The organism is Dyadobacter jejuensis (assembly GCF_003149085.1).
GTDB classification, from domain to species: domain Bacteria; phylum Bacteroidota; class Bacteroidia; order Cytophagales; family Spirosomataceae; genus Dyadobacter; species Dyadobacter jejuensis.
Map to the genome: position 1 here is coordinate 288,876 of NZ_QGDT01000005.1, position 13,376 is coordinate 302,251.

A 13,376-nucleotide genomic window follows, 5' to 3' on the forward strand; every position below is an offset into this window, starting at 1 on the left:
CGGATCGGCGAAAGGAAAGGGTTTTGGAGGATGTGAAAACCGTGAAAGGGGAGTGATTCTTTGCGCAAAATCGCACCGACTAGAGGCTCTTGTTCAATAGAGAATTTACCATGAAAATATAGTTATGTTTAAAAGTACCTTAAGCCGATTGGCTTTTTTAATGCTGTATGCCCTGTACTTTCCTACATGGGCTCAGGCGCAAGACCTGAATTTTAATAAAGGATGGCGATTCTATAACGCCAAAGCCGAAGGGGCTGAAAAGCCCGACTTCGACGATTCCCAATGGCGAGCGCTGGACCTCCCTCACGACTGGGCGATAGAAGGTCCCTTCGATGTGAAGTATAATGCCCGCAGTGGTGGTCTTCCTTTTCATGGTACCGGTTGGTACCGAAAGACCTTTAAAGTTCCAGCTTCGGCCACGGGCCAAAAGGTGCGCATCGAATTTGAAGGTGCCATGTACAACGCCCATGTATGGGTCAACGGGCAGTTTGTAGGCAATAGGCCCTTCGGTTATATAGGATTTGAATATGATATTACCGACAAACTACACTTCGATGGAACCGACAATGTGGTGGCGGTGCGGCTGACACCCGAAGACCTGTCGAGCCGGTGGTATCCAGGAGCGGGGCTCTATCGGTCGGTTTGGTTAAAAATAGATGCTCCCATTCATGTGGCTCATTGGGGTACCAACGTGACCACCCCTACGGTTTCCGACGCTAAGGCCGTTGTGCAGGTGGAAACTACTGTTCAAAACAGCAGCTCCCAATCGGCCGAAGTAGTGGTAAGGCAAGCGTTTTTCTCCCCCAGTAATGAGCCAGTTGGGGAGGTAGAAGAATCGCTTACCTTGCCGGCAGGTACTTCGGCTGTCTCCGGATTGTATGCCAATATTCAGAAGCCCCTGCGGTGGGATTTGGAAACTCCGAGTTTATATAAGGCCGTTACGACCATCCTGAAAGACGGCAAGGAGATCGATCGATATGAAACTCGCTTCGGTATTCGGACCATACGCTATACCACTGAGGGGTTTTATCTAAACGACCGTCTCGTCCGTTTTAACGGGGTATGTTTGCACCACGACAATGGTGCCTTAGGAGCCGCCGTATACCGCCGTGCCGACGAACGCAAGCTGCAGATCATGAAGGACATGGGTGTTAATGCCATACGTACCAGCCACAACCCACCCTCACGCGAGTTGCTGGAACTATGCGACGAAATGGGCCTAATGGTGTTAGACGAGGCCTTCGATGTATGGAAAATCCCCAAAGTACCCAATGGCTATAATCTGTTCTTCGAAGAGTGGGCAGAAAGGGACCTTAAAGATATGATCCGTCGCGATCGCAACCACCCTTCCATTGTGATGTGGAGCATAGGAAACGAAATATTGGAGCAAGCCGACAAAAAAAATGGCTGGAAGAAGGCCCAAATGCTTAACGAATATGTGAAGCAAATGGACCTTACCCGGCCGAGCTCCGCTGGCTTTAACAACTATCCAGGTCCTTTCGACTTTAATATGGCGCAACAGGTCGACATCGCTGGCATGAACTATAAGCCCTCAAAATACTCGGAAGAAATCGAGAATTACCCTGGCCTGCCTATTTATGGTTCAGAGACTTCTAGCGTCACCAGCAGTCGTGGCGTGTATCATTTGCCCATAGAAAAATACAAAACCCACGAGTCCAAGCAGGTTACCAGCTACGACATCATTGGGCCTCCTTGGGCCTACCCTCCCGACATTGAGTTCCATTTTCAGGAGTTGAACCCTAAGGTGATGGGCGAATTCGTGTGGACCGGATTCGACTACCTGGGTGAGCCCACTCCCTATGGAGGTAAAGACAATTCGACCAACGGATATTGGAATGCCGACTGGCCTGCTCGAAGCTCGTATTTTGGAGCCGTAGATCTTTGTGGTTTTCCAAAAGATCGGTTTTACCTCTATCAAAGTCAGTGGACCACCAAGCCGATGATCCACTTATTGCCCCATTGGAATTGGAAAGGTATGGAAGGAAAAAACATTCCGGTTTACTGCTATACCAATTGTGATGAAGCGGAGTTGTTTTTGAATGGCAAGTCCTTAGGGAGAAAAGTGAAAGGGAAGGATTTGACGGAGATATTGATCGATTTTTCAAGGTATGAACCCAAAACCTTCCAATCCAAATACCGACTGTCTTGGGACGTTCCATACCAACCAGGCACGCTCAAAGTGGTAGGCTATAAGGCAGGGAAGGTGGCGTTAGAACAGACCATGGTAACCGCCGGCAAACCCGCAAAAATAAGCCTTTCGGTAGATCGCCCTGAAATAGATGCTGACGGTAGAGACCTGGCCTATGTTACCATTCGTATTGAGGACAAGGATGGGAATTTATGCCCTGAGGCCGACAATCTGGTCGATTTCGACTTGCAAGGAGCGGGAGAGCTCGTTGCCGTCGACAACGGCAACGCCGCCACCGTAGAGTCCTTTCAGGCCTCTTATCGCAAGGCCTTCAGTGGCCAGTGCCTGGCCATACTTAGGGCTTCGGAGCACAGTGGTCAGATGACCCTAAAAGCTACTTCTAAAAAACTGAAGGGCGCTGAAATCGTCATTCAAACAAAATAATTGGATATGAGATCAATAAGAATTCTGGCCATTGCAGTGTTGATGGTTCTGGTAAAAGGCCTTGCCGCTAGTGCCCAGCAACCCAATGTAGTGTTTGTCCTTACCGACGACCAAGGGTATGGCGATATTGCGGCCCATGGGAATCCGTATATTAAAACACCTCATTTGGATGAGCTGTATCATAATAGTATCCGCTTTACCGACTATCATGTCGCTACTACCTGTGCTCCGTCACGGTCGGGGCTGTTGTCGGGTAAGTATTGTAATGAGGTAGGGGCCTGGCATACCATAATGGGTCGGCAAATGTTGGCGGCTGAAGAGACGACAATTGCCCAGTTGTTTAAAAATGCGGGATACAAAACGGCCATTTTTGGCAAGTGGCACCTAGGGGATAGTTATCCGTTTAGGCCCCAAGACAGGGGGTTCGACGAAACCCTTATCCACGGAGGTGGGGGGATTACCCAAGCTCCCGATTATTGGAATAACGACTATTTTGACGACGTATATCTTCATAATGGAAAGCCTAAGAAATACGAGGGTTATTGTAATGATATCTGGTTTTCGGAAGCCACAAAGTTTATCCTTAAAAATAAAAAGAAGCCCTTCTTCTGCTATATTCCTACCAATTCGCCCCATGGACCTTATCGTATTATGGACGAGTATAGCAACCCTTATAAAGGTATTGAAGGAATTCCCAATCCTAACTTCTATGGGATGATCGCCAATATCGATATGCAGGTAGGAAGGCTAATAGATCGCCTCAAAAAGGAAGGACTCTATGAGAACACCATTTTTGTTTTTATGACCGATAATGGGACGGCTGCAGGAGTCAAGTTTGGCAAGGATAACCAAGTAGCGAAGGGTTTTAATGCCGGTATGCGTGGCACAAAAGGTTCTCCTTACGAGGGAGGTCACCGGGTTCCGTTCTATTTGAATTATGAAAAGGCCGGACTGTCGCAAGGTCGTGATATCAACCAGTTAACTTCTTATACCGATTTTCTGCCTACCATGTTGGATTTGTGCAAGATACCGCTTCCTGATGATCTTGGGATTGATGGCCGAAGTCTCGTTCCTCTTACTCAGGCAACGCCCGTAGATTGGCCGGAGCGTACCCTTGTGGTGGATGTGCAACGGGAAGAACACCTCGTAAAGTACAAGCAATATTCGGTTATGACCACCGACTGGCGCTTGGTGAACGGAACGGAACTCTACAAAATCAAGGAGGATCCGGGTCAGAACAAAAATTTGGCCGCCCAATACCCCGAGAGGGTGCAAGTCCTTAAAAACGAATATGAAAAGTGGTGGGAAATTAACTCCAAAAGAGCCGAGGAATATAGTAGGGTAATTATTGGTTCGCCTCAGGAAAAGGTGACGGTACTCACGTCCCATGACCAGCATATTGAAGAAGGCGAAGGTCCGGCATGGAATCAGATGCAGGTTCGTGCGGGGGTGGGTGGCCATGGCTTTTGGGCGCTCAAGGCCCTTAAAAAGGGGAAGTATCGGATAGAATTGAGGCGCTATCCCCGCGAAAGTAAGCTGAAAGTGAGGGCCGTTGCGCCTAAAGGTGAAGAAGTTCCCGGAGGCGATGCCTACTTGCCAGGGAAGGCATTGGCGATCCAGAAAATGAAAATCAAATTTGGAGAAAGGACCTTAGAAAAAGAATTGAAGGACGATCAATTGGGCTGTGTCTTTGATGTGAATTTGGAAGAGGGGGATCTCGACCTTTATTCCTATATGGTCGACGACGTTGGTAAGGTATATGGTGCTTATTACGTATATATAGAAAAGAAATAGTAATAAGCTGGGCCTTAGGTTCCTTACCAAATAGGGGCCTAAGGCTAGCAATTAAACCTGAGTTGATCATGAAAATGCAATATTTATTACTCGTCCTCTTTTTTAGTAGCGCCACTATCATGGCGCAGCCCCCTGAACCTCCCCCGGGCAAGCGTTGGGTATTGAATGAAGCCTTCTCCGACGAATTTAACGGTACCGAACTCGATACCACCAAATGGCTCAACTACCACCCCACATGGAAAGGCAGGCCACCGGGCTTGTTTTTGCCTTCCCAAGTGTCGGTTAAGGACGGATACTTGCAATTGAAAGGAGGAAAAATGGCCAAAGATTCCATTATTTATAATTCGGCTGGCGAACCTATGGTCTTCAATGTGGCCAGTGGTATTGTAATATCTAAGGCTAACGATGCCTATTTTGGGTACTATGAATGTCGTTTTAAAGCCGCTAAAACGACCATGTCCTCTACTTTTTGGTTGTCTACCAGCACGGTGTCGGAAGGGCCAGAGCCCTGCAAGGATAAATATGGGCTAGAACTGGACATTCAGGAATGTATTGGTAGGGAGGGCGAGTTCGATGGCAAATGGTTTGCCAAAGGAATGCATTCGAATGGGCATTTCTGGTATACCGATTGTGAAGGCAAACGGCACGATTATCGTTCTCCCGAAGTTCGCTTCCCGTCCGATGCATTAGAGTCGGCTGCATTTAACACCTACGGCGGGTGGTGGCGCGACGAAAGCGGCGCTAGTTTCTATTATAATCGAGGAGAGCCCAAGGATATGCATTTTTACGATAAAGTAAAGTCCAAACCCTTTGATATGCCTATGACCATGCGCTTGGCCTCAGAGACCTACCCAACGCCATGGATATCACTTCCTACAGATGAAGAGCTGGCCGATTCGACCAAAAATGTATGCTATTACGACTGGGTTCGTTCTTATTATTTGGTAGATGTGGCGGAGCCCTTGAAAAAAGGCAATCGTAAAAATATGGGTTTGCTTCCTGAATCGCCAGATTGGCCTATGTTTCAGGAAAAGGTTACTTTTATAAAGACTACAGGCCCCGCCCAGATAGGCCACGAACTAGCCCTGAACTATATGGCCAGTAAGGACAGGGAGCTGTGCCTAGTGGTTTCGAATGAACAGGGGGAAAGTATCGAGGAACAAATATTACCCGTATATGCAGGCTATGGTCAGATGGCCGTGACGATCCGTCAACCATTGGCCCATGGGGTATATACGGCCAAGGTGTCGATCCGCCCTAAAGGTGCTAAGAATAATGATCGTGCTTATCATCACGATTCGATTGCCATTGAAAAGACCAAGGGGGCTCTTTAGGAAACCCAAGCAAGACTTGCTCAAATTATTGAGGATAGACATAACAAATACACCGCGACGCCATTATTCCTTCTCCATTACCGGTAATCACTTGGCGCTAATACATAGATGACAATACTGGATAATCTGGAGTATATTGATCCCGGGTTCAGGGGGCACGATGCTCCAGAATAGCCACCTTTTCCTTTAACCGCTTTCCTTCTGCTAGTTTTAAAATTATTCTCTCGTGTTCTTGACATTCTTTTTTAAATCTCTAAGCTTCAAACTTTCATTGAGGGCTTTTTGTTTTGCTGAACATTAATAACGACCAATATAATAAAACCGAATACTTCGAATATTCTTGATCTATTCATCTACCATCATTTTGTGCTTGTTTAAGCTACAAACTGGCCCAAGGATTCAAGCAGTTAAGAACACTTTGAATATAGATATCTGAAGTTGAAAGGAAATTCAAAGAGTCCATTCGGTGTGTGTTGAGACGAAATATTCCTGATTTCTGTAAAAGTGATTTGCCAAAAGTTTTTATTTTATCTGCTTATAATACGATATTTTATGAGTAGTTTAGATTTTATGAAAAAATTAGCTAACTGCAATGATCGAAATTTGTAAATTGTTTTATTTGGCATGTAGTAATCCTAATATCCTTCAAAGTTGGCGCCGAGAATTAGGTCGGCCATACAGAGTTCTGATCATTTTTCGTTACACAAAACCTGCAGGAATTCGGATGGCAATCAAGATCGGACTTTTTTTAATTAACATTACTATTGCGATTTTCATTACAAATAGCTGAATTTCGAAGTAAACCATTGACGTTAAGACTATAAATACTTTATTAAATTCAACCAACAAACTGAAAATGTTAGATAAATTAGTGGAAATTACTAATTCCAAAGCCTTTCTTTTAAATGGAGATCTCGTTATTAAAGAAGTTGTTGCAACGCAAAGAATATCTGAATTAAAAATCACTTTTGAGATCCAAGATTGCGAAGCTGTTGTATACAATTGTGAAGTCTCTTGCAAAGATATCGCCTATACAACTTCAAACAGATTGCATGAATACAAAAGACCATACAATCGTCTCAATCTGTATCACGACCATCCTGTTCTTTGGAACTATGAGAATTTCCAACACCTCGCTCTGAAAGGACGTTAGGTGAATATACCCGAGCTAATGGGAGATTTGTTTATCGTTCATGATCTGGCATGCGGTAATTGGGTAGACTTCCATTCAATATTTTTTCAACTTCCTAAGGTATTGAATGCCGATGGTGGAGCCATAGTTGCTGTTCCTTGGCGACTCTTGAATATTTACCAGCCTATGTTTGTCAAACACAAACTAATCTATTCAAATAAGGGTATATCTGAAGGTATAATGAATGGAGACAGAAAGCTTTCTGTTTTGCTTTTTGGAAACCCAGACATAAGCCCGGATATTTATAATCTCGGTCAACCATACGTTGTTGCTGAAAAGTTCATCGAGAAATTGAATCTCGTTGAAATAAGTTAAAGTCAAATAGTGCATATAAGACGTCGGTGTATATTTTCCGGTAAGCCGTCGCTTTATTCCGTGATCAAAAATGATAGGCTATTAATCAATCCAAGTCAGAGAGAATTTGTGCATTGATTGTGGAATTGCAGTTGAATGGATGAACCGTAGAGCATTCTGCAAAGAGCACAAAATAAGCGATTGTAAGTTGGGCTATTAGTAGGAAAAGCGGAATGGTGCATTTTAGGGACTGAAACAACTTAACCCAAGCATGTACCAAATGAATATAAGGTAATGATGTAGTCCTTTGAGTAACATAGGAAACGAAGCTCAAAATATTAGCCAACAGCAGGATAAACAAGCCGAAAAAAGAAGAAAAGTGGCGCGTGTACGTATGGCGCTACCTGAAAATCTGGAAAGAGAGGAAATTATATTGGATCCCGAAGGTGATTTGAGCGAATATAAAGTGATCGGTGAAGAAGTTACCGAAGTGCTAGTCATGATACCTGCCTCGTTTAGGGTCAAACGAATTATCCGCCGCAAATGGGCACTTAAAAATCCAGCAAAGTCAGATAATAAAGGTGTACTGATTGCTCCGATACCTTCCAGAACCATTAAAAGGGGCTTTTTGACGAGTCGGTGCTGGCACACCTGCTAACCAGTAAGTTTGTAGACCATTTACCGCTGTACCGGCAAAAACAGATCTTCGAGCGCCTAGGCATGAAGATACCTCCTTCAACGCTGACCGATAATACCAATGCAGCCTGCAAAGCACTAGAACCACTTTACAATGCCCTGAAACGAGAGGCACTCGCTAACTTGTATTTACAAGTTGACGAGACGGTGTGCCGTGAAATGGCGAGTTGCCATATGCTAACAGATTGATGATGGTGGGCCCATCGCAGGAGATGACAGGCATATCCTGCAAACCACCTTGTGGTGCTTTGCTACGAAAGTACAAGGTGCTGAGCGACAAGGAAAAGGCAGACTGGATCTGTCAGGTGAGTTCCAGTGAGTTGAACGAAAGTGAACTGTCATGGTAAAGTATCGATATCACCATATTCTGTTATAACCGGACAATAGTTTCGTGGCCGGGACAAAGTTTAGTGGCAGCAACCTGGTGTTGACTAATCGGCAGGCGGTACATAGGCAGCAAGACACTGTGACAGGCGATCTGTTGGAACAAGGGAATTTGTGCAGAAATGATAAGGGAAACGTACAACCGGATCACCCGGGAGGCGGTAAACCGATGATCTGTACAGAGACGGATCAGATCGTAGTACTGATGAAGACACTGTAATGGTGGAAGAGGGAAGGGTCTGACCAGATTGGTTTTATAACAAACAACAACTGTAGAAAGGGATGATTGATTATTATGAAACAAAGCAGCATCCCGTTACCAAGAAGATGGTACTGGAGGCTTAAAGGAAGGTGAAGGCAAACAAAGGTAGTGCAGGTATTGATGAGCAGAGCCTGACAGATTTTGAACAAAATGCATCGGGTCATCTTTACCGGATTTGGAACCGGATGACTTCTGGTAGTTATCATCCACCGGTTGTAAAGCAGGTGGAGATACCGAAGAAATCCGGGGGTGTTCGAAACCTGGGCATCCCAATTATCTCGGATCGTATTGCCCAACAGGTAGTGAAGAGCTATCTGGAGCCAAAGGTAGACACCAGCTTTCATGCTGACAGTTACGGTTATCGTTCGGGTAAGAGTGCTCATCAGGCGCTGGCCAAAGCGGTCACTAATTGCGGTTACTACAGCTGGGTAGTGGATTTAGAAATCAAAGGGTTCTTCGACAATCTGGATCACGATCTGTTAATGGTTGCAGTCAAGAGGTACACAGGGGAGAAGTGGATACTTATTTATATTGAGCGCTGGCTTAAAGCCGGTGTTTCAAAAGGTGGAGTTGTTGAGAAGCGGGAAAGAGGAACTCCTCAGGGAGGAGTAATTTCGCCCTTGCTGAGCAACATATTCCTGCACTTTGCCTTTGACAAATGGATGGAGAAATATCATTCTAATATGCCTTTTGAACGCTACTGTGACGATGCAATCATCCACTGTACGACTGAAAAGCAGGCTCTTTTTATTCGAGATGCCGTAGCTAAAAGGATGAAGGAATGCTACCTGGAACTGAACCAAGAGAAGACTCATGTGGTGTATTGCAAGAATATGACCCATACCGAGTCTCATAAGAGTGTAAGCTTTGATTTTCTTGGTTACACCTTTAGGCCGTTACGCAGACCAACCAAAAATGGCTGGCGTCTGACATATTTTCCTTGCATGAGTAAAAGCTCAAAGAATGATGTCAGACAAAAACTTCGAAAAGTAGTTGGTCGTGGCTACAAAGGGTCCATACAGGATCTTGCAAAGGTCTTAAATCCCAATATCCGAGGTTGGTACCGTTATTACTGCCACTACTCTCATTGGACAACCCGAGATGTATGGTATTGGTTGAACACCAAGATGGTAAGATGGATCATGAATACTAGACGCATGGGAAAGGGCAGGGCGTATCGGTGGCTTGTCAATGTTTACAAAACCAACCCACGTCTTTTTGAGCACTGGCCTAATGTGCGACCCTATTAACCTGTTTTGCTAATCTGGAAGCGCCGTGTGACGGGAGACTGTCACGCACGGTGCTGTGAGAGGTTTGGGGTGAAATTCCCCTTACCTACTCGACAGATTGCAAGTGCTTGAAGGCGGCAAGAAGGGCCCTTCTCACAGAGGATACCTATGGGCTTACCATGCTCCAGTGGATGGATTAGTCTTTTTTGACTACCGAACAGGAAGGGATCAATCTGGGCCAAAGGACATATTGAAGGATTACTCTGGCGTGATCCAGACTGATGCTTATCAGGCTTATCAAAGCCTGTTTGCTACTAATAATGGCATTGAACACTATTATTGTATGGCCCATATTCGTCGAAAATTTGACGAAGCAGTCAAATACGATAAGGGAAGAGCTACCTGGGCGGTAGATACCATTGCTAAGCTTTATAAGATAGAGAAAGAAATCAGAGAGGCAGAAACACTACTGACCGAAAGCCAGATTGTGGAGAAGCGCATGACAGAGGCTTCACCGATACTGAATGAGCTAAAAGAATGGATGCTACAGGAGTATCCCAAAGTACTCCCATCCAGCCCGATCGGAAAGGCCATCGCCTATGCATTGCCCCTGATGGACAACCGCAGCGGCGGACCGCATGAAGTACTATACATTACATGGGGATCTGCAACTGGATAACAACCTGATCGAAAATGCCATCAGGCCTGTGGCCTTAGGCCGGAAAAAGCGAAACGTCGCACCGTTCCTATTCGCTGGTACACATGAAACAGCCCAAAATGTGGCCATGATCTATTCCTTGTTTGCTACCTGCAAAAAACACAACGTGAATCCAAACGACTGGCTACTGGACGTACTACGCAAACTCAACGATATCAATTACGATGGTAAGTTCTCCGACCTGCTTCCGCATAGGTGGAAAACATCCTAAACCCTATTAATTAAGTAGCAATAGGGGGACCGTCGACTGCTTACACTTTAATGAGTTCTTTTAACATACCGGCTTTAATAAAAATTAAAGTTTGATGGTTAGTAAGATAGGGGGATTGCGTGAAATTGGCAAATTTTGGGGATTTATAGGAGGTATGATGTGGAAGTGGCCGGGGGCGTTTACTTGCTGTATACTGGTGATGAATTACAGCTGTAATCCAGTATATTGAAATAAATGTAAAATCTGTTTTTTGAAAATATGCAATGTAAAAGGGCGTTTTAAGCGCCTTATGGTGTTGATATTATTGATAAATAAAAAAAATATTGATAAAAAAGGTTTTATAGCAAAAAATTGTTGTAGGTTTGCATAATGAAACTATCAGACTGACTACATCATGAAAAAAGAGGAACTGCTTGCACAAATTATTACCGACTATCTGGAACCGCAGACTTTGGAGCAGAACTACGCGTGGGATATTTCTAAGCTTCTTATTGATGAATCCAATGTCCTGAGTTTAAGTCGTCAAGAAATTCTTGATGTTAAAGATGCGACATCTGCTTTCAGTCAAAATCGATTGTTAAAAAAGATTGTCAGTCAGAGATTATCTAATAACAAGCTGAACTATGAATTACTGCACTGGATTATAAAAGATTGGGGTGGGATATCTGCCTTTAAAAACCCTGCTGATAATAAGAAGAATCAAACAAGAATTGAAAGTTTTTTTGAAAGCCTTGAGGAACGTGCTCCACTAGCGACCGATCTTTTTAAGATTATCCCATCATTATCAAAATTGTCTAGTTTTTGGGATCCAGAAAACTATGTTATCTACGACAATAGAGCGATTTATACTTTAAATTATATAATTTATAAGGCAAATGAGAAAGGTGCTGGACTAAAATATTTTCCTATAAAAGGTGGTTCCCGAAATAAAATGGTTACTGAAAAGCCGATTGAGATTTTAATAGGTAAGTACAACAGAAGTGCATTTTATCCTGAAGAGACTGCTTATTACATATATTGTGATTTGATTAATGCTTTAAATGCCTTACTGTATCCTGGTCATATCGATGAGCCCTACCGCACTGAGATGCTTCTTTTTTCGAAAATTGAAATTCCTTTTCGAGCCATGAATGGAAAGCTGGATAATCTGAAACCAAAATTGCGTGGTAAATTAAAAAATCATCAGATGCAAAAGGTTAATGGATTATCTCCGAAACAAAAATACTACCCTATACAAAAGCTACTGGCCAATGCTTTATCCGAAGGGTTAACAACGGTTACCGCCACCATAGGTGAGCTTAATCAGCAAATTGAGAAAATTGGCAAAGGCAAGCTTCCAGAAGTAGCATATAAATATAATGTGTTTTGGGGCAATGACTTTGCATCCAAAACGCACGTTTGGAAAACAGCTTGGCTTAGTCAAGGTTTTGTTGTAGCCAATACAACTGGTGTTGTTAATTCTCAAAGATTGGACACTGATCCAGTTCCTTCGGAGGGCACTGTGTCCTTTCAATTCGTAAAAAAAGATGTATTTGCTGAGAATGGGTTGAATAACACCCCACTAGAAAAGGAGCTTGAAATAGATCTTGAAAGTCTTTACGAAAAGATACGGAACGAAATTAAAACAAATACACCGAAGTATTTCTCGATAATGTTGAAAGAAAATGGTGCATTGGTTACTGCGAACGAAATACTCAGTTCCACAGAGCCAACAGACGGATTTACGATTTTATTATTGATGGGGCGACTTGATCTGACTTTAGAATTTTTTATCGTAAACAGCCCCAAGTATCATCCATTGTTTGCAGAAACTTTGCTGAACAATGCGAAACATCGAATTGGAAGAATTTAACAATATAAAAAAACAAGTTATTATGGAAACTACTACAATTGCCCAAAGACTGGAAAATGAAATGTATGATCAGTGCGAAAAGATTAAAGAACTCGTAATAGGATATAATCCTAGTTATTATAAAAACATGATTAGAGAAAACGGCGGTTTGAATGCTGCATTCAAATTGCTTACTGCTGAAAAACTTTCTGAAGGTTTTATCACGCTAATTGAACGAGGTCATTACCAACTTACATTAGAGTATTTGATATTGACGGATAATGAATTTCAAACTTTGTTTGACGGGCAGATTCTGAAAAATGCTGAAAGAAAATTACGAGGATTAATTTGAGCGAATGATAGGTGTTTTGTAGCTAACATTTCTATACCACTATTTAAGTAGGAACCCAATTCTTGATAAATTAGGTTCCTACACTCAATTTTAAGAAAAACCACGCTGGTGTTGATCGTCTTGCAAAATCCTTTCAGATGCCAATTCCCTGATTCCTATTCAGCACACTAATAATTAACTTATTCACAGTCTCCATCTCCTCCGGCTTGCTAGCAGCTGCAAAAAGCGTAAAGCTAGCAAGTGCCTCATTGCTAATTAGTAGATTTCCTTCTTTCGATTTCAGCAATCCATTTACTTCGAAGAAAAGCAAAAAACCAGCAGCTGAAATTCGTTTATTGCCATCAACAAATGAATAATTTTGATGATCGGATAGAGTAGGGTAGCGGCCTTTTCCTCAATGAATGGATAAAAGTCAAACACGCCAAAGTGGCCTCCTTGGACAGGAATACCTAGTTGTCGCAAATTAAGCAACAACTGGGATTAAGT

Annotated in this window: 12 protein-coding genes; all 12 read left to right on the plus strand. The window is 43.4% G+C overall.

Features of this window, described 5'->3' with window-relative positions:
• Nucleotides 1-124 precede the first annotated feature (124 nt).
• The 12 genes from galB to CLV98_RS12415 all read left to right on the plus strand — a co-directional run bounded on the left by galB (nucleotide 125) and on the right by CLV98_RS12415 (nucleotide 12,890).
• The gene (gene galB, locus CLV98_RS12355) at nucleotides 125-2,593 is read left to right on the plus strand and encodes a beta-galactosidase GalB (protein ID WP_109674625.1); all 2,469 of its coding nucleotides are present in this window, start codon (nucleotides 125-127) and stop codon (nucleotides 2,591-2,593) included.
• Between the two features lie 6 nt (nucleotides 2,594-2,599).
• On the plus strand, nucleotides 2,600-4,387 hold the full coding sequence (locus CLV98_RS12360) for an arylsulfatase (protein WP_109674626.1): 1,788 nt from the start codon (nucleotides 2,600-2,602) through the stop codon (nucleotides 4,385-4,387).
• A 68-nt stretch (nucleotides 4,388-4,455) separates the two neighbouring features.
• Nucleotides 4,456-5,721, plus strand: a complete 1,266-nt coding sequence (locus CLV98_RS12365) for a LamG domain-containing protein (RefSeq protein ID WP_109674627.1) — start codon at nucleotides 4,456-4,458, stop codon at nucleotides 5,719-5,721.
• Nucleotides 5,722-6,577: 856 nt separating this feature from the next.
• Nucleotides 6,578-6,874, plus strand: a complete 297-nt coding sequence (locus tag CLV98_RS12370) for a hypothetical protein (RefSeq protein ID WP_109674628.1) — start codon at nucleotides 6,578-6,580, stop codon at nucleotides 6,872-6,874.
• A gap of 18 nt (nucleotides 6,875-6,892) precedes the next feature.
• On the plus strand, nucleotides 6,893-7,228 hold the full coding sequence (locus tag CLV98_RS12375) for a hypothetical protein (protein ID WP_146202273.1): 336 nt from the start codon (nucleotides 6,893-6,895) through the stop codon (nucleotides 7,226-7,228).
• A 286-nt stretch (nucleotides 7,229-7,514) separates the two neighbouring features.
• The gene (locus tag CLV98_RS12380; protein ID WP_109674630.1) at nucleotides 7,515-7,865 is read left to right on the plus strand and encodes an IS66 family transposase zinc-finger binding domain-containing protein; all 351 of its coding nucleotides are present in this window, start codon (nucleotides 7,515-7,517) and stop codon (nucleotides 7,863-7,865) included.
• Nucleotides 7,847-8,092 (plus strand): IS66 family transposase, encoded by a 246-nt coding sequence (locus tag CLV98_RS12385; protein WP_109674631.1) that lies wholly within the window; start codon nucleotides 7,847-7,849, stop codon nucleotides 8,090-8,092. The genes CLV98_RS12380 and CLV98_RS12385 overlap by 19 nt, the downstream gene beginning before the upstream one ends.
• Before the next feature lie 546 nt (nucleotides 8,093-8,638).
• A complete protein-coding gene (ltrA, locus tag CLV98_RS12395) occupies nucleotides 8,639-9,799 on the plus strand; it encodes a group II intron reverse transcriptase/maturase (RefSeq protein ID WP_211320025.1) in 1,161 nt (386 codons plus the stop codon).
• A gap of 103 nt (nucleotides 9,800-9,902) precedes the next feature.
• A complete protein-coding gene (locus CLV98_RS12400) occupies nucleotides 9,903-10,457 on the plus strand; it encodes an IS66 family transposase (RefSeq protein ID WP_262512148.1) in 555 nt (184 codons plus the stop codon).
• Nucleotides 10,417-10,707 carry a transposase domain-containing protein gene (locus tag CLV98_RS24015; RefSeq protein ID WP_109674634.1) on the plus strand — a complete coding sequence of 97 codons (291 nt, stop codon included), beginning with the start codon at nucleotides 10,417-10,419 and terminating at the stop codon, nucleotides 10,705-10,707. Before CLV98_RS12400 ends, CLV98_RS24015 begins: the two co-directional genes overlap by 41 nt.
• 394 nt (nucleotides 10,708-11,101) lie before the next feature.
• Nucleotides 11,102-12,559, plus strand: a complete 1,458-nt coding sequence (locus CLV98_RS12410; protein WP_109674635.1) for a hypothetical protein — start codon at nucleotides 11,102-11,104, stop codon at nucleotides 12,557-12,559.
• Nucleotides 12,560-12,581: 22 nt separating this feature from the next.
• Nucleotides 12,582-12,890, plus strand: coding sequence for a hypothetical protein (locus tag CLV98_RS12415; RefSeq protein WP_146202274.1), 309 nt, complete (start codon nucleotides 12,582-12,584; stop codon nucleotides 12,888-12,890).
• Nucleotides 12,891-13,376: the final 486 nt, after the last annotated feature.